Source organism: Streptomyces sp. NPDC012888, assembly GCF_042900645.1.
Classification (GTDB): Bacteria; Actinomycetota; Actinomycetes; order Streptomycetales; family Streptomycetaceae; genus Streptomyces.
This window is the reverse complement of record NZ_JBIBBM010000006.1, coordinates 345,514-362,080: the sequence shown is the minus strand read 5'-3', so window position 1 is coordinate 362,080 and position 16,567 is coordinate 345,514. Positions and strand designations below refer to the sequence as shown.

17 protein-coding genes are annotated in these 16,567 nt (G+C 73.4%); 9 read left to right on the top strand and 8 right to left on the bottom strand.

Annotation, left to right across the window (positions count from 1 at the left end; translation table 11 throughout):
• Positions 1-84: 84 nt before the first annotated feature.
• The gene (locus tag ACFY61_RS13985) at positions 85-936 is read right to left on the bottom strand and encodes a biotin--[acetyl-CoA-carboxylase] ligase (RefSeq protein WP_389471159.1); all 852 of its coding nucleotides are present in this window, start codon (positions 934-936) and stop codon (positions 85-87) included.
• Positions 937-1,066: 130 nt separating this feature from the next.
• On the opposite strand from ACFY61_RS13985, the gene ACFY61_RS13980 reads away from it, so the two are divergent.
• From ACFY61_RS13980 to ACFY61_RS13965, 4 genes are all read left to right on the top strand, one after another.
• A complete protein-coding gene (locus tag ACFY61_RS13980) occupies positions 1,067-2,665 on the top strand; it encodes an acyl-CoA carboxylase subunit beta (protein WP_389471157.1) in 1,599 nt (532 codons plus the stop codon).
• Between the two features lie 15 nt (positions 2,666-2,680).
• Positions 2,681-2,887 (top strand): acyl-CoA carboxylase epsilon subunit, encoded by a 207-nt coding sequence (locus tag ACFY61_RS13975; protein ID WP_389471154.1) that lies wholly within the window; start codon positions 2,681-2,683, stop codon positions 2,885-2,887.
• A 78-nt stretch (positions 2,888-2,965) separates the two neighbouring features.
• The gene (mmpB, locus tag ACFY61_RS13970) at positions 2,966-3,100 is read left to right on the top strand and encodes a morphogenic membrane protein MmpB (protein ID WP_389471153.1); all 135 of its coding nucleotides are present in this window, start codon (positions 2,966-2,968) and stop codon (positions 3,098-3,100) included.
• A gap of 43 nt (positions 3,101-3,143) precedes the next feature.
• On the top strand, positions 3,144-3,758 hold the full coding sequence (locus tag ACFY61_RS13965) for a nucleoside triphosphate pyrophosphatase (RefSeq protein ID WP_389471150.1): 615 nt from the start codon (positions 3,144-3,146) through the stop codon (positions 3,756-3,758).
• Here the strand turns inward: ACFY61_RS13965 and ACFY61_RS13960 are convergent.
• A complete protein-coding gene (locus tag ACFY61_RS13960) occupies positions 3,739-4,182 on the bottom strand; it encodes a hypothetical protein (protein ID WP_389471147.1) in 444 nt (147 codons plus the stop codon). The genes ACFY61_RS13965 and ACFY61_RS13960 overlap by 20 nt on opposite strands.
• Positions 4,183-4,488: 306 nt before the next feature.
• Between ACFY61_RS13960 and ACFY61_RS13955 the strand changes: the two genes are divergently transcribed.
• Positions 4,489-6,252 (top strand): acetyl/propionyl/methylcrotonyl-CoA carboxylase subunit alpha, encoded by a 1,764-nt coding sequence (locus ACFY61_RS13955; RefSeq protein ID WP_389471145.1) that lies wholly within the window; start codon positions 4,489-4,491, stop codon positions 6,250-6,252.
• A 297-nt stretch (positions 6,253-6,549) separates the two neighbouring features.
• Here the strand turns inward: ACFY61_RS13955 and ACFY61_RS13950 are convergent, their stop codons facing one another.
• Both ACFY61_RS13950 and ACFY61_RS13945 read right to left on the bottom strand, forming a co-directional pair.
• A complete protein-coding gene (locus ACFY61_RS13950) occupies positions 6,550-7,494 on the bottom strand; it encodes a DeoR/GlpR family DNA-binding transcription regulator (protein ID WP_389471143.1) in 945 nt (314 codons plus the stop codon).
• A gap of 175 nt (positions 7,495-7,669) precedes the next feature.
• On the bottom strand, positions 7,670-9,109 hold the full coding sequence (locus ACFY61_RS13945) for an NAD(P)H-quinone dehydrogenase (protein ID WP_389471140.1): 1,440 nt from the start codon (positions 9,107-9,109) through the stop codon (positions 7,670-7,672).
• Positions 9,110-9,325: 216 nt separating this feature from the next.
• Between ACFY61_RS13945 and ACFY61_RS13940 the strand changes: the two genes are divergently transcribed.
• The 4 genes from ACFY61_RS13940 to ACFY61_RS13925 all read left to right on the top strand — a co-directional run bounded on the left by ACFY61_RS13940 (position 9,326) and on the right by ACFY61_RS13925 (position 13,091).
• Positions 9,326-9,763, top strand: coding sequence for a gamma-glutamylcyclotransferase (locus tag ACFY61_RS13940; protein WP_219666007.1), 438 nt, complete (start codon positions 9,326-9,328; stop codon positions 9,761-9,763).
• Positions 9,764-9,989: 226 nt separating this feature from the next.
• Positions 9,990-10,796 (top strand): purine-nucleoside phosphorylase, encoded by an 807-nt coding sequence (locus ACFY61_RS13935; protein WP_389471137.1) that lies wholly within the window; start codon positions 9,990-9,992, stop codon positions 10,794-10,796.
• Positions 10,797-10,840: 44 nt separating this feature from the next.
• Positions 10,841-12,520, top strand: a complete 1,680-nt coding sequence (locus ACFY61_RS13930) for a phospho-sugar mutase (protein WP_389471134.1) — start codon at positions 10,841-10,843, stop codon at positions 12,518-12,520.
• Between the two features lie 136 nt (positions 12,521-12,656).
• Positions 12,657-13,091 (top strand): CBS domain-containing protein, encoded by a 435-nt coding sequence (locus ACFY61_RS13925; protein ID WP_389471131.1) that lies wholly within the window; start codon positions 12,657-12,659, stop codon positions 13,089-13,091.
• A 72-nt stretch (positions 13,092-13,163) separates the two neighbouring features.
• Here ACFY61_RS13925 and ACFY61_RS13920 read toward each other — a convergent pair whose 3' ends face one another.
• The 4 genes from ACFY61_RS13920 to afsQ1 all read right to left on the bottom strand — a co-directional run bounded on the left by ACFY61_RS13920 (position 13,164) and on the right by afsQ1 (position 16,552).
• On the bottom strand, positions 13,164-13,511 hold the full coding sequence (locus tag ACFY61_RS13920; protein ID WP_389471129.1) for a hypothetical protein: 348 nt from the start codon (positions 13,509-13,511) through the stop codon (positions 13,164-13,166).
• Between the two features lie 113 nt (positions 13,512-13,624).
• Positions 13,625-14,407 (bottom strand): hypothetical protein, encoded by a 783-nt coding sequence (locus tag ACFY61_RS13915; RefSeq protein ID WP_389471127.1) that lies wholly within the window; start codon positions 14,405-14,407, stop codon positions 13,625-13,627.
• Positions 14,388-15,878, bottom strand: a complete 1,491-nt coding sequence (locus ACFY61_RS13910; RefSeq protein WP_389471124.1) for an ATP-binding protein — start codon at positions 15,876-15,878, stop codon at positions 14,388-14,390. Before ACFY61_RS13910 ends, ACFY61_RS13915 begins: the two co-directional genes overlap by 20 nt.
• Entirely contained in the window at positions 15,875-16,552 is a 678-nt protein-coding gene (afsQ1, locus tag ACFY61_RS13905; RefSeq protein WP_190344991.1) for a two-component system response regulator AfsQ1, read from the bottom strand. Before afsQ1 ends, ACFY61_RS13910 begins: the two co-directional genes overlap by 4 nt.
• Positions 16,553-16,567: the final 15 nt, after the last annotated feature.

Genomic DNA, 16,567 nt, shown 5'->3' with positions numbered 1-16,567 from the left:
GGCAGGGGCCCGGGCACAGCCGGGGAGGGCCGCGGTGGAGCCGGGCCGGGCGCGGTGGAGCCGGGCCGGGCGCGGCCGGGCGGGTCAGTGGCCGCGGAGGTGGATCACGTCGGCCGCGCCGACCGCCGAGCGCTCGCCTTCCGCCGTCCGCACGACCAGCCGCCCCTCCGCGTCCACCGCCTCCGCCGTCCCCGTCAGCTCCCGCCCCCCCGGCAGCTCCGCCCGCACGTGCCGCCCGAGCGTCGCGCAGCCCGTCGCGTACGTCTCCTGCAGGCCGCTCGCCGCCGGGTCGCCGCCCGCGTCGCGCCAGCGCCCGTACCACTCCTCCAGCGACCGGAGCACCGCCCGCAGCACCGGGTCCCGGTCGGTCACCGCCGCCTTCGCCAGGGCCAGCGAGCCCGCCTGCGGCACGGGCAGCTCGTCCTCCGTCAGCGTGACGTTCAGGCCGATGCCCAGGACGATCCCGTCCGCGGTCCGTTCCGCCAGGATGCCGCCGGCCTTCCGCTCCTCGCCGTCCACCGTCACCAGCAGGTCGTTCGGCCACTTCAGGGCCATGTCCACACCGGCCCCCCGGGACAGCCCGGTCGCCGTGGCCACCCCGGCCAGCAGGGGCAGCCAGCCCCACTGCTCGGCCGGCACCGCGGCCCCCGGCTTCAGCAGGACGGAGAAGAACAGCCCGGACCGGGCCGGCGCCACCCAGCTGCGGTCCAGCCGGCCGCGTCCGGCGGTCTGCTCCTCGGCGACCAGCACGGCGCCCTCGGGCAGCTCGGCCGCCCGGGCCGCGAGGTCCCCGTTCGTGGACCCGGTGGATTCGACGACCTCCAGGGAGGTCCAGAGGCTGCCCTCGGTGACGAGGGCCCGGCGCAGGGAGGCGGCGGAGAGGGGCGGCCGGTCGAGGTCGGACCAGCGTCCGGCTGAGGCATCTGATGGCGTCATGCAAGTCAATGTAGGTGTGTCAAACGCCGCACTGTGCCGCGCCATGCCCGCCGATACGCTACGCACCAGTAGCCAGCAGTAGTCAATCAACTGACCAGGCAGTGGACACCACCAGGGAGCCGCGACCCCGATGTCTCAACCCTCAGAGCCGATCGACATCCACACCACCGCGGGGAAGATCGCGGATCTGCAGCGACGGATCCACGAGGCCACCCACGCCGGCTCCGAGCGGGCCGTCGAGAAGCAGCACGCGAAGGGCAAGCTGACGGCGCGTGAGCGCATCGCCCTGCTGCTGGACGAAGGGTCCTTCGTCGAGCTGGACGAGCTCGCCCGGCACCGTTCGACCAACTTCGGCCTCGAGAAGACCCGCCCGTACGGCGACGGCGTGGTCACCGGCTACGGCACCGTCGACGGACGCCCGGTCGCCGTGTTCTCGCAGGACTTCACGGTGTTCGGCGGGGCCCTCGGCGAGGTCTTCGGCCAGAAGATCATGAAGGTGATGGACTTCGCGCTGAAGACCGGCTGCCCGGTCGTCGGCATCAACGACTCCGGCGGCGCCCGCATCCAGGAGGGCGTCATGGCCCTCGGCATGTACGGCGAGATCTTCCGCCGCAACACCCACGCCTCGGGCGTGATCCCGCAGATCAGCCTGGTCGTGGGCCCCTGCGCGGGCGGCGCGGTGTACTCCCCCGCGATCACCGACTTCACCGTGATGGTCGACCAGACCTCGCACATGTTCATCACCGGTCCGGACGTCATCAAGACGGTCACCGGCGAGGACGTCGGCTTCGAGGAGCTGGGCGGCGCCCGCACGCACAACACCACCTCGGGCGTGGCGCACCACATGGCGGGCGACGAGAAGGACGCGATCGAGTACGTCAAGTCGCTGCTCTCCTACCTCCCTTCGAACAACCTGTCGGAGCCGCCGGCCTTCCCCGAGGAGACCGACACCGAGGTGTCCGACCTCGACCGCGAGCTCGACGTCCTCATCCCGGACAGCGCCAACCAGCCGTACGACATGCACACCGTGCTGGAGCACGTGCTGGACGACGGCGAGTTCCTGGAGACCCAGGCGATGTTCGCGCCGAACATCCTGACCGGCTTCGGCCGGGTCGAGGGCCACCCGGTGGGCATCGTCGCCAACCAGCCGATGCAGTTCGCCGGCTGCCTGGACATCAACGCCTCCGAGAAGGCGGCGCGGTTCGTCCGGACGTGCGACGCGTTCAACGTCCCCGTGCTGACCTTCGTCGACGTGCCCGGCTTCCTGCCCGGCGTGGACCAGGAGTACGGCGGCATCATCCGGCGCGGCGCCAAGCTGATCTACGCCTATGCCGAGGCCACCGTCCCGCTGATCACCGTGATCACCCGCAAGGCGTTCGGCGGCGCGTACGACGTGATGGGCTCCAAGCACCTGGGCGCCGACCTGAACCTGGCCTGGCCGACGGCGCAGATCGCCGTCATGGGCGCGCAGGGCGCGGTGAACATCCTGCACCGCCGCGCGATCGCCGAGGCGGAGGCCGCCGGCGAGGACGTGGAGGCCACCCGGGCCCGCCTGATCGCCGAGTACGAGGACACCCTGCTGAACCCGTACACGGCCGCGGAGCGCGGTTACGTCGACGCGGTGGTGATGCCGTCCGAGACGCGGGCACACATCGTGAAGGGACTGCGGCAGCTGCGCACCAAGCGGGAGTCCCTGCCGCCGAAGAAGCACGGCAACATCCCCCTGTAGGCCCGAGGAGGTCCAGTGATCAAGGTCGTCAAGGGGAACCCCACCCCGGAGGAGCTGGCCGCCGCACTGGCGGTGGTCCAGGCGCGCGCGGCGGCACTGGCCTCGGTGCCGCCGGGCGCGCCGGAGCCGGTGGACCAGTGGGCGGATCCGGCCCGGGTGGCGCGGCGGACGCTGCCGCAGCCGGGGCCGCGCGCGTGGGGCCGTACGTACTGGCCGGGTTAGCCGGGCCGGCGGTCCCCGGAGGGCGCCTGAGTACCCGTACTCAGGCGCCGCCGGGGCCCCGGGGAGCAGGATCGGGGCATGCTCTGGTCCGATCCCGAGAACGAACCGCCGAAGGACATGCGCGAGGCGCAGGCGATGCTGCGCAGGCTCGTGGTGGTGCTGGCGGTGGCCGTGGCGGTGCTGGTCTACGTGCTGGGCGTGGGCCGGTTCTGACCGCCGGTCGGCCGGGACGGCGGCCGGGCCTACGATGAGCGGCATGACTGCTGCCGCCGCCGCACCGCGTTCCCTGGTCCTCGCCTCCGCTTCGCCCGCGCGGCTGAACCTGTTGCGCCAGGCGGGGTTCGCGCCGCACGTCATCGTCAGCGGCTTCGACGAGGACTCGGTGGACGCCGACACGCCGGCCGAGCTGGCGCTCGCGCTGGCGGAGGCCAAGGCGGCCGTGGTGGCGGCGCTGCCGGACGCGGCGGGGGCGCTGGTGATCGGCTGCGACTCGGTGCTGGAGCTGGACGGCGAGGCGCTGGGCAAGCCGGCGGACGCCGAGGAGGCGACGGCGCGCTGGAAGGCCATGCGGGGACGGGCGGGCGTGCTGCGCACCGGCCACTGCGTGGTGGACACGGCGACCGGGCGGCAGGTGTCGGCGACGGCCTCGACGACGGTCCGCTTCGGCGAGCCGACGGACGCGGAGGTCGCGGCCTACGTGGCGAGCGGGGAGCCGCTGCACGTGGCCGGGGCGTTCACCCTCGACGGGCTGTCCGCGCCGTTCATCGAGGGCATCGAGGGCGACCACGGGAACGTGATCGGCCTGTCGCTGCCGCTGCTCCGCTCGCTCCTCGGCGAACTGGGCGTGTCCATCACGGAGCTGTGGGCCTGACCTCCGTCCGCTCGACCCGGGCTCGGGGCCGTACGGGGGCCGGGTGGAGCAGCAGGGTGAGGACGACCAGGCAGAGGATCGTCATCGTCACGGCGAAGGCTGTCCAGCCGACCAGGCCGACGGACAGTGCGCCGAGCACGCCGTGGGTGACGGCGGCCGACACGAGGGCCACCCGGGCGAACCTGCCGGGTGGGCGGTCGCGGAGGGCCGTCAGGGCCAGCAGGACGGCACAGCACAGCAGGAAGGCGGCCAGGCCGACCCCCATGACGTAGGTTGCCGTGGACATGACATTCGGGTCCATGCCGGCGATCGACATGGACTGGTTCCGGGTGGTCCTCCCCAGCACCAGGTGGACCAGGCCGAGGACGGCCGCTTCCCCGACGAGCACCAGCGCGGCCGCCCCGGCCACCAGTCTGCGCACCATGCCCCGGAGGCTACTAACGGGTAAACCTCGGGACAAGAGGTCTCACACGGGCAAAGAATGATCGGGGCGTTGGTAGGGACCCCACAAAGAAAAGTCGGGGCCCGCTGCGCCTGGGCACAGAGACCTTGACCACACGACAGGGCTACTGTGCCGTAGGGGACGCCCCCGACCTGGGGCGCCACAAGGGTTCCCGGACTCGAAACGGCCTCGAATCACCCTCCGTGTGGGCAAGCTCACCTCTGGGGACGGGTCGAAAGCCCGTGTCGGCTGTCCCTAAACTCAGCTTGTTTCCAGGAGGGAGTCATCGTGCGCAAGGTGCTCATCGCCAACCGAGGCGAAATCGCGGTCCGCGTTGCCAGGGCATGCCGGGACGCCGGGATCGCGAGCGTCGCGGTCTACGCCGACCCGGACCGGGACGCTCTGCACGTCCGCGTCGCCGACGAGGCTTTCGCGTTGGGCGGTGACACCCCGGCTGCCAGCTACCTCGACATCCAGAAGGTGCTCCAGGCCGCCGCGGACTCCGGCGCGGACGCCGTCCATCCGGGTTACGGGTTCCTGTCCGAGAACGCCGAGTTCGCTCAGGCCGTCCTCGACGCGGGCCTGACCTGGATCGGCCCGCCGCCGCAGGCGATCCGCGACCTCGGCGACAAGGTCGCCGCCCGCCACATCGCCCAGCGCGCCGGCGCCCCGCTGGTCGCCGGCACCCCGGACCCGGTCTCCGGCGCCGACGAGGTCGTGGAGTTCGCCAAGGAGCACGGCCTGCCCATCGCCATCAAGGCCGCCTTCGGCGGCGGCGGCCGCGGCCTGAAGGTCGCCCGCACGCTCGAAGAGGTCCCGGAGCTCTACGACTCCGCGGTCCGCGAGGCCGTCGCCGCCTTCGGGCGCGGCGAGTGCTTCGTCGAGCGCTACCTGGACAAGCCGCGGCACGTCGAGACCCAGTGCCTCGCCGACCAGCACGGCAACGTGGTCGTCGTCTCCACCCGCGACTGCTCGCTCCAGCGCCGCCACCAGAAGCTGGTGGAGGAGGCCCCGGCCCCGTTCCTCTCCGAGGCCCAGAACGCCGAGCTGTACGCCGCGTCCAAGGCCATCCTGAAGGAGGCCGGCTACGTCGGCGCCGGCACCGTCGAGTTCCTCGTGGGCCTCGACGGGACCATCTCCTTCCTGGAGGTCAACACCCGCCTCCAGGTGGAGCACCCGGTCACCGAGGAGGTCACCGGCATCGACCTGGTCCGCGAGATGTTCCGCATCGCCGACGGCGAGGAGCTCGGCTACGGCGACCCGGTGCTGCGCGGCCACTCCTTCGAGTTCCGCATCAACGGCGAGGACCCGGGCCGGAACTTCCTGCCCGCGCCCGGCACGGTCACCCGCTTCGCGCCGCCGACCGGCCCGGGCGTCCGCCTCGACGCGGGCGTGGAGTCCGGCTCGGTCATCGGCCCGGCCTGGGACTCCCTGCTCGCCAAGCTGATCGTCACCGGCGCGACCCGCGAGCAGGCCCTCCAGCGGGCCGCGCGCGCCCTGGCCGAGTTCGAAGTGGAGGGCATGGCCACGGCCATCCCGTTCCACCGCGCGGTCGTCTCCGACCCGGCGTTCGCCCCGACGGACGGCACCCCGTTCAAGGTCCACACCCGCTGGATCGAGACCGAGTTCGTCAACGAGATCCCGGCCTTCGCCGCTCCCGCCGCGGAGGACGTGGAGGACGAGCCCGGCCGCGAGACCGTGGTCGTCGAGGTCGGCGGCAAGCGCCTCGAGGTCTCCCTGCCGTCCTCGCTGGGCATGACCCTGGCCCGTACGGCCGCGGCGGGCGGCGCGAAGCCGAAGCGCCGCGCGGCGAAGAAGTCGGGCCCGGCCGCCTCGGGCGACACCCTGGCGTCCCCGATGCAGGGCACCATCGTCAAGGTGGCCGTCGAGGAGGGCCAGCAGGTCCAGGAGGGCGAGCTGATCGTGGTCCTGGAGGCCATGAAGATGGAGCAGCCCCTGAACGCGCACCGCTCGGGCACGATCGTCGGCCTGACGGCGGAGGTGGGCGCGTCGGTCACGTCCGGCGCCGTGATCTGCGAGATCAAGGACTGACGCCCTTCCCGCACCCGCACGGAGCCCCCGCCGCCGGTCCCCCGGGCCGGGGGCTCCCGCACACCCCGGGCACGCCGTGCCGGCACTTGCGGCGCGGGACACGGGGAGCCCCGAAGCCCGGGCGGAGCCCCCGCCGGGCCGCTCAAACGCCGCTCAGGCTCTACGTGCCGCCGAGCGGCGGCAGTTCAGCCCCGCCGGCGCTTGAGGCGCGGGGCACGGGGCAGAGCCCCGAAGCCCGGGCGGAGCCCCCGCCGGGCCGCTCAAACGCCGCTCGGGGTCCACGTACCGCCGGGCGGGTCAGCGCCGGCGGAGGTCTGCCACGCGGGGGCGGTCGGCCGGGTCCGGGACCGGGGCCGCGCTGCGGAGTTGCGCTGCGGGGGTCCCGCGGCGCTGGACCGGGAGCGGGGAGTCGCGGCGCGGCTGGCGGCGGCCGGGGAGGCCGTCCACCCCCGCCGCCGGGCCCGCGCCGGCGACCGTGACCTGGACGCCCTGGTCCGCGAGGGCCTGGAGTTCGGCCGCGGCCCGGTCGTCGTGGGACGGCGGCTCGTCCGTCACCAGGCGCGTGATCACGTCCGTCGGCACCGTCTGGAACATCGTGTCGGTGCCCAGCTTCGTGTGGTCCGCCAGGACCACCACCTCCGCCGCCGCCTGGACCAACGCCCGGTCGACGCTCGCCGACAGCATGTTGGACGTGGACAGCCCGCGCTCCGCCGTCAGGCCGCTGCCCGAGAGGAAGGCGCGGGAGACCCGGAGGCCCTGGAGCGACTGTTCCGCCCCGCTGCCGACCAGGGCGTAGTTGGAGCCGCGCAGCGTGCCGCCGGTCATCACCACCTCCACCCGGTTGGCGTGGGCCAATGCCTGGGCGACCAGCAGCGAGTTGGTGACCACCGTCAGCCCGGGCACCCGGGCGAGCCGCCGGGCCAGCTCCTGGGTCGTGGTCCCCGCGCCGACGACCACGGCCTCGCCCTCCTCGACGAGGCCGGCCGCGACATCCGCGATGGCGGTCTTCTCCGCCGTCGCGAGGTGGGACTTTTGCGGAAAGCCGGACTCCCGCGTGAAGCCGCCCGGCAGCACCGCACCGCCGTGCCGGCGGTCGAGGAGTCCTTCTGCCTCCAGCGCCCGCACGTCCCGACGTACGGTCACTTCGGAGGTCTGGACGACGCGGGCGAGCTCACGGAGCGATACCGCCCCGTTGGCGCGCACCATTTCGAGGATCAATTGGCGACGTTCTGCAGCGAACACGAAACAGACGGTAATGCCAACGACCGTCTGCTTTCAGCTCTTTGCGCCGGAATACCGAAGTTGTTCGCACCGTGGGTCGACTAGTGGTATACGCGGCCCACCGGCCGGGTGAACCCCGTGCGACACGACGAACCCCCGCCCCAACCGCCTTGACCGGCGCGGGGGTTCGGCCGGGTCACGCCCCGCCGGCGGCCTTGCGGGTGTGCAGCTGGCGGGCCACCTCGGCGATCGATCCCGACAACGAGGGGTACACGGTGAACGCGTTTGCGATCTGCTCGACCGTCAGGTTGTTGTCGACCGCGATCGAGATCGGGTGGATCAGCTCGCTCGCGCGCGGCGAGACCACCACGCCGCCGACCACGATGCCCGTGCCCGGGCGGCAGAACAGCTTCACGAAGCCGTCCCGGATGCCCTGCATCTTCGCGCGCGGGTTGCGCAGCAGCGGCAGCTTCACCACGCGTGCGTCGATCTTGCCGGAGTCCACGTCGGCCTGGGTGTAGCCGACGGTCGCGATCTCGGGGTCGGTGAAGACGTTCGAGGAGACCGTCTTGAGGTTGAGCGGGGTCACCGCGTCGCCGAGGAAGTGGTACATCGCGATGCGGCCCTGCATGGCCGCGACCGAGGCGAGGGCGAAGACGCCCGTGACGTCGCCGGCCGCGTACACGCCGGGCGCGGAGGTGCGGGAGACCTTGTCGGTCCAGATGTGGCCGGACTCCTTGAGCCGGACCCCGGACTCCTCCAGGTTCATGTCCCTGGTGTTCGGGATCGCGCCGACCGCCATCAGGCAGTGCGTGCCGGAGATGACCCGGCCGTCGGCCAGCGTGACCTCGACCCGGTCACCGACCCGCTTGGCGGACTCGGCGCGGGCCCGCGAGATGACGTTCATCCCGCGGCGGCGGAAGACGTCCTCCAGGACGGCGGCGGCGTCCGGGTCCTCCCCGGGCAGCACCCGGTCCCGGGAGGACACCAGGGTGACCCGGGAGCCCAGCGCCTGGTAGGCGCCGGCGAACTCGGCGCCGGTGACGCCGGAGCCGACCACGATGAGCTCCTCGGGGAGCTCCTCCAGGTCGTAGACCTGGGTCCAGTTCAGGATGCGCTCGCCGTCGGGCTGGGCGTCGGGGATCTCGCGCGGGGTGCCGCCGGTCGCGATGAGGACGGCGTCGGCGGTCAGGATCGTCTCCGTGCCGTCGGCCGTCGTGACGATCACGTCGCGGGTGCCGTCGATGCCCTGCGGGCCGCCCAGCTTGCCGCGGCCGCGCATGACCTTGGCGCCGGCCCGGGTGACGGAGGCGGTGATGTCGTGCGACTGGGCGAGCGCGAGGCGCTTGACGCGCCGGTTGACCTTGCCGAGGTCCACGCCGACCACGCGGGCCGCCTGCTCGATGTGCGGGGTGTCGTCCGCGACGATGATCCCCAGCTCCTCGTAGGAGGAGTCGAAGTTGGTCATGACCTCGGCGGTCGCGATGAGGGTCTTGGAGGGGACGCAGTCGGTGAGCACCGACGCCCCGCCCAGGCCGTCGCAGTCGACGACGGTCACCTCCGCGCCGAGCTGGGCGCCCACGAGCGCCGCCTCATACCCGCCGGGTCCACCGCCGATGATCACGATCCGGGTCACGAAAAGTCCGCCTCACGTCTACCCGGCCGGCTGCCGCCCTCGGCCGGTGTGTCCGGGGGGTCTCCCCGGGGGATGCATTCCGTGCTCCATTGTCCCGCACGCTTCAAGGTGCTTCCGCCCGGGGCGCCCCATCCGGGGACGGGCCGGGACCAGCCGGACCAGCCGGGGACCGGCCGGGAGCGCGGTGACCGCCGGCGCTCCCGTACCCTCGACCTCATGTCGCTCTACGCCGCGTACGCCGGCAACCTCGACCCGCGGCTGATGACGCGCCGCGCTCCGCATTCCCCGCTGCGCGGCACCGGGTGGCTCCAGGACTGGCGGCTGACCTTCGGCGGCGAGCAGATGGGCTGGGAAGGCGCCCTCGCGACCATCGTCGAGGCCCCGCGCCATCAGGTGTTCGTGGCCCTGTACGACATCGCTCCGCTGGACGAGGACTCGATGGACCGGTGGGAGGGCGTCGGGCTGGACATCTACCGCCGGATGCGGGTGCGGGTGCACACGCTGGACGGCGAGGAGGCCGCGTGGGTGTACGTCCTGAACGGGTACGAGGGCGGGCTGCCCTCGGCGCGGTACCTGGGCGAGATCGCTGACGCGGCGGAGATGGCGGGCGCGCCGCACGACTACGTCATGGAACTCCGCAAGCGCCCCTGCTGACGCCCCGGCCCCCGGCCACCCCCGCCCAGCCCGGGCCCCCGGCACCTGGCGCAGCCGGGCGGAACCCCTGTCCCGGCCCGGCCGCGGCGCGGCGGCGCAGGAGGCCTCCCCCGGGGCGCGATTCGCGGCACCGCGCCCAAATCGTCGGAAACGACAAGGCAACGATCCGAACACCGTGAGCTGTGCCATCTACGCGCGTAGGGATTGAGCGGCTACCCTCGTCCGCGTGAACGCATCTGTTACCGACCCCCACGCCGCCGCCACCGCCGCCGCCGCGCGTCTGCGTGAGCTGACCGGCGCCGAGACCCACGATGTCGCCCTCGTGATGGGCTCCGGCTGGGCCCCCGCCGCCGAGGCGCTCGGCGCCCCCGAGGCCGAGTTCCTCGTCACCGAGCTGCCCGGCTTCCCGCCGGCCGCCGTCGAAGGGCACGGCGGCAAGGTCCGCTCGTACAAGATCGGCGACAAGCGCGCCCTGGTCTTCCTGGGCCGCACCCACTACTACGAGGGCCGCGGCGTCGCCGCCGTCGCGCACGGTGTCCGCACCGCCGTCGCCGCCGGCTGCAAGACCGTCGTCCTGACCAACGGCTGCGGCGGCCTGCGCGAGGGCATGAAGCCCGGCCAGCCGGTCCTGATCAGCGACCACATCAACCTCACCGCCACCTCGCCGATCGTCGGCGCGAACTTCGTGGACCTCACCGACCTGTACTCGCCGCGCCTGCGCGCGATGTGCAAGGAGATCGACGAGACCCTCGAAGAGGGCGTGTACGTCCAGTTCCCCGGCCCGCACTACGAGACCCCCGCCGAGATCAACATGATCCGCGTGATGGGCGCCGACCTGGTCGGCATGTCGACCGTGCTGGAGGCCATCGCGGCCCGCGAGGCCGGCGCCGAGGTGCTCGGCATCTCCCTGGTCACCAACCTGGCGGCCGGCCTGTCCGGCGAGCCGCTCAACCACGAAGAGGTCCTCCAGGCCGGCCGCGACTCGGCCGCCCGCATGGGCCAGCTGCTCACCCAGGTCCTCGCCCGGATCTGAGCGGGACGACCAGCCGTACGCGACCGACGAGACAGGTGGAAGTAGTGCAGGACGCGCAGCACCAGCAGGACGACCAGGACGACGACCTGATCGCACGGGCCCGGGCCTGGCTGGCCGAGGACCCGGACCCGGAGACCGCCGAGGAGCTCCGCGCGCTCGTCGCCGCCGACGACCGCACCGAGCTCGCTGACCGGTTCTCCGGCACCCTGCAGTTCGGCACCGCCGGACTGCGCGGCGAGATCGGCGCCGGCCCGATGCGGATGAACCGCTCCGTGGTCATCCGGGCCGCCGCCGGCCTCGCCGCGTACCTCAAGGCCAAGGGCCACGAGGGCGGCCTGGTGGTCGTCGGTTACGACGCCCGCTACAAGTCGGCGGACTTCGCCCGCGACACCGCGGCCGTCATGACCGGCGCCGGGCTCCGCGCGGCCGTCCTGCCCCGCCCGCTGCCCACGCCCGTCCTGGCCTACGCGATAAGGCACCTGGGTGCCGTCGCCGGCGTCGAGGTCACCGCGAGCCACAACCCGCCCCGGGACAACGGCTACAAGGTGTACCTCGGCGACGGCTCGCAGATCGTCTCGCCGGCCGACGCGGAGATCGCGGCCGAGATCGCCGCGGTCGGCGCGCTGGCCGGCGTACCGCGCCCGTCCGAGGGCTGGGAACAGCTCGGCGACGAGGTCCTGGAGGCCTACCTGGCGCGTACGGACGCGGTCCTGACCCCCGGGTCCCCGCGGACCGTGCGGACCGTGTACACGGCCATGCACGGCGTCGGCCGGGAGGTCCTGACGGCGGCCTTCGCGCGGGCCGGCTTCCCGGCGCCCGCGCTGGTCGCCGAGCAGGCGGACCCGGACCCCGCGTTCCCCACCGTGGCCTTCCCCAACCCGGAGGAGCCGGGCGCGATGGACCTGTCCTTCGAGGCGGCCCGCGCGGTGAACCCGGACATCGTGATCGCCAACGACCCGGACGCCGACCGGTGCGCGGTGGCCGTGCCGGACGCCTCCGCCGACGGCGGCTGGCGGATGCTGCGCGGCGACGAGGTGGGCGCGCTGCTGGCCGCGCACCTGGTCCACAAGGGCGCGCGCGGCGTCTTCGCGGAGTCGATCGTCTCCTCGTCCCTGCTGGGGCGGATCGCGGAGTCGGCCGGGGTCGGCTACGAGGAGACCCTGACCGGCTTCAAGTGGATCTCCCGGGTGGAGGGTCTGCGGTACGGCTACGAGGAGGCGCTCGGCTACTGCGTGGACCCCGAGGGCGTCCGCGACAAGGACGGCATCACCGCCGCCCTGCTGGTGGCGGAGCTGGCCTCGGTGCTGAAGGAGCAGGGTCGCACCCTGACCGACCTGCTGGACGACCTGGCGATGGAGCACGGCCTGCACGCCACCGACCAGCTGTCCGTGCGGGTCCAGGACCTGTCGGTGATCTCCGACGCGATGCGCCGGCTGCGCGAGCAGCCGCCCACGGCCCTGGCGGGACTGCGGGTGGTCTCGGCGGAGGACCTGACCCGGGGCACGGACAGGCTGCCGCCCACCGACGGCCTGCGCTACTACCTGGACGGCGACTACCGGGCGCGGGTGATCGTCCGCCCCTCCGGCACCGAGCCGAAGCTGAAGTGCTACCTGGAGGTCGTGGTCCCGGTCGCCGACGCCTCCGACCTGGGTCCGGCGCGCGGCCGTGGCGCGGACGTGCTCGCGGCGATCAAGAAGGACCTGGCGGCGGCCGCCGGCATCTGATCCGGACCGCAGGCCGCGAAGGCCCCCGACCTGCCCGGTCGGGGGCCTTCGTGCGCCCGGCGCGCCGTGCTGCGCCATCCGTGTTGTGCTCGTAAGTGGGAACGACAGGCAAGCGAACGGCAACCAAGGAGGAGCCATGGCGAAGAACCTGCGGGCCCGGGACATCATGACCGAGGGCGTGCAGTGCGTCGGCGAGCACCAGTCCCTGCTGGACGCGGCGCGGATGATGCGGGACCTGAACGTCGGCTGCCTGCCCATATGCGGCGACGACCAGCGCCTCCAGGGGTTGATCACCGACCGCGACATCGTGGTCCGCTGCTGTGCCGAGGGCAAGGACCCGGCGACGATGATGGCCGGCGAGCTCGGCGGCAACCTGCACTGGATCGACGCGGACAGCGAGGCGACCGCGGCCGTGGACACCATGGAGACGCACCAGATCAAGCGCCTGCCGGTGATCGACGTCAGGAACGGGCACCGGCTGGTCGGGATGATCACCGAGGCCAACCTCGCGAAGAACCTCTCCGACGAGGAGATCGCCGAGTTCGCGGTACGCGTGTACGCGGCCAACTGAACCCGGCGCCCCACAGCGGCCCGGTGGCGGAACCTGTGAGCGGCCCCCGCCACCGGGCCCCCTCGCCCCCGCTCAGGTGCCGGCGACGGGCCCGACCTCCGCGAGCACCCGGTACGTCGGGGCGCCCGGCACGGCGTACTCGGTGGTGCCGGACAGCGCGGCCAGGGCGGCCTCGATCGCGGCCAGCCGGCCGGGGGTGTCCGAGGTGTCGAGGAAGGCCCGGTAGTGGGCCTCGCTCGCCCAGGTCACCACGTTGCTGACGCGCAGCCCGTCGGTGCTGGCGTGGAACCGGGCCGACACGTAGCCGGGGTGGCCGGCGACCCACCGGTGGAGCAGCGGGACGAAGGCGGCGACCAGCTCCCGCTGGGTCGCGGGCCCGTCGACGGCGTACTCGATGATGGAGGCGAACTCTCCGCTCAAGGGGGCTCCCCGGGTCGCGTGCTCCGTCCCGGCGGGGCCGCCGCCGGGACCGTACGCGCCGATCCTCGGACCTCGAGCGCGGTCGAGGTCAAGGCCGTCCGGCCGCGAGGCCGTCAGCCCGCCGGCGTGGCCCCGGCGTCGCTTCCGGTGGGCCCGGTGCTCGCGGCGGGCGGGGCGACGGAGCCGGGGCCGGTCCCCTCCCCCGGCCGGGTCTCCGCCGACGGCTCAGGGGAGGGTTCCGGCGAGGGCGCGTGGGCCGGGGACGGGGTGGTCCGTACGAGTTCGCCCAGCGTCGGCACCGACTCGGGCCGGGCCCGCATGGCGTCGGTGCACTCCCACTTGCGCGGCGGGTCCGCGTCCGGTCCGCCCAGCACCACCGGGCCGGACCCGGCCGACACGGCCTCGCTGCCCGCGGTGGTGCACACCAGCTGGGCCAGCGCCACCGGCGGCAGGTCCTCCGGCTTCCGGCTCAGCCGCAGCGTGCCCCGGGGGTCTCCCGGCCGCGCCGGGCCGGCGGTCAGCCCGGGCGGCACACCGGTGCTGAAGCCGGCGTCGCGTTCCGCCTCGGAGGGGACGCGTTCGAGTTCCTCCAGCAGTGCCTGCGCGACGAGCACCAGGGGGTCCTTCGTCTGCCGCTTCTCCGGGACCGGCACCACCCGTTCGACGCCCACCAGCTGCGAGCCGCAGACCAGTTCGATGGTGGCGCGGAACCCCTGCACCCCCTGGGTGGCCTTGTCGGCCGGGGTGTCGCAGGAGACCCGGGAGGGCGCCGGGCCGACGTCGACGGGCACGGTCGTCGCCCGGATCCCGCACCCGCCCAGGAGCAGTGCCACGGCGGCCGTGCCGGCGGCCACCGCCGCCGTCCGCGCGCTCCCGTCACGTCTGAGCAGCGTCACCGTCGATCACCTTCCCCACGTCGACCGGCAGCCGCAGCGTGAACAGCGCGCCGCCGTCGGGCGCGTTGGCGGCGGTGATGTCGCCGCCGTGGATGTGTGCGTTCTCCATGGCGATGGAGAGGCCGAGCCCGCTGCCGTCGGACCGCGGCCGCGAGGCGCTCGCCTTGTAGAAGCGGTCGAAGACGTGCGGCAGTACGTCCTCGGGGATGCCCGGCCCGTTGTCCTTCACGGCGACGACCAGCCGGTCGTCGGCGACCCGCACGGAGACCCGGACCGGCGAGCCGCCGTGCTTGAGCGCGTTGCCGATGAGGTTGGCGAGGATGACGTCCAGCCGCCGCGGGTCCAGCCGGGCCACGATCCCCCGCTCGGCGTCGAGTTCGACGGCGTCCAGCCAGGCCCGCGCGTCGATGCAGGCGGTGACCTGGTCGGCGACGTCCACGTCGTCGAGGACGAGCCGGGCGGTGCCCGCGTCGAAGCGGGTGACCTCCATCAGGTTCTCCACCAGGTCGTTGAGCCGCCGGGTCTCGCTGACCACCAGCTCCACGGCCGGCGCGATCATCGGGTCGAGGCCGTCGACCTCCTCCTCCAGCACCTCCGTGACGGCGGTCAGGGCGGTGAGCGGGGTCCGCAGCTCGTGCGACATGTCCGCCACGAAGCGCCGGCTGGCCTCCTCCCGGGCGCTCATGTCCGCGACCTTCTTCTCCAGCGCCTCGGCCGTCTTGTTGAACGTGTGCGAGAGGTCGGCGAGTTCGTCGGTGCCGGAGACGTCCAGGCGGGTGTCCAGCTCCCCCTCGCCCAGCCTGCGGGCGGCGTCGCCGAGCCGCTGCACCGGCTTGAGCACCGTGCGCGCCGCGGCCTGCGCCAGCAGCGCGGAGCCGAGCAGGGCCAGCACGGTGGCGATGCACAGCGACCAGCCCAGCGCGTTCAGGTCGTCCCGCTCGGTGGCCAGGGACTTGTACATGTAGCCGGTCGGGCCGCCGCCCACGATCCGGGTGCCGCCGACCAGGTACGGGTTCCCGCCGGGCTTCGTCCGCTGCCAGTACATGTGGTACTCGGCGTCGTTGGCGGCGGTCACCTTCTGCCGGTCGTTCACCGCGTGCCGCAGGGACCTGGGCACGTCGGCCAGGGTGAACGCGTCGGGCCCCGCCGACCCGGTCACCTGTACGCCGCCCTCACGCTCGTCGACCAGCAGCACGCTGTACCCGGGCGCGCTGCCCGCCATCAGCTCGGCGGTGCGCTGGAGTTCCTGCGGGGTGGGGTCGCCGGGCAGCGCGGCGGCCCGGTTCTGCATCTCCTGCCGGAAGTCGCCGAGGGCCGCGTCCTGGGTGCGGGTGAGCACGGCCTCGCGGTTCAGCCAGTACGCGATGCCCGAAGCGGACACCGCGGCCGTCAGCGCGACGAGCGCGAACACGACCAGGAGCCGCAGCCGCAGGCTGGTCCAGCGCCGGCCCGGGCGCAGCCGGCGGATCACTGCGGGGAGTCCAGGCGGTAGCCGACTCCGCGCACGGTACGGATCAGCGTCGGCGAGGACGGGACGTCCTCCACCTTGGCGCGCAGCCGCTGGACGCAGGCGTCCACCAGCCGGGAGTCGCCGAGGTAGTCGTGCTCCCAGACCAGCCGGAGCAGCTGCTGGCGGGAGAGCGCCTGGCCGGGCCGCCGGCTGAGTTCGAGGAGCAGCCGCAGCTCGGTCGGGGTGAGCTGGAGGTCGTCGCCGTTCTTGGTGACCGTCATGGCGGCCCGGTCGATGACCAGGGAGCCGAAGGTCGCCGAGTCGCTGGCCTCGCGCTCGCCGCGGCGCAGCACGGCGCGGATGCGGGCGTCCAGGACGCGACCCTGCACGGGCTTGACCACGTAGTCGTCGGCGCCGGACTCCAGGCCGACGACCACGTCGATGTCGTCGCTGCGGGCGGTCAGCAGGATGATCGGCAGCTGGTCGGTGCGCCGGATCCGCCGGCACACCTCGAAGCCGTCGATCCCGGGCAGCATCACGTCGAGCACGATCAGGTCCGGGCGCTGCTCGCGCAGCAGCTTCAGGCCGTCCTCGCCGGTCGCCGCGGTGGCCACGCGGTGGCCCTGGCGGGACAGGGAGAGTTCGAGGGCCGTGCGGATGGCGTCGTCGTCCTCGATCAGCAACAGGAAAGGCACCCGCTCATTCTGGCC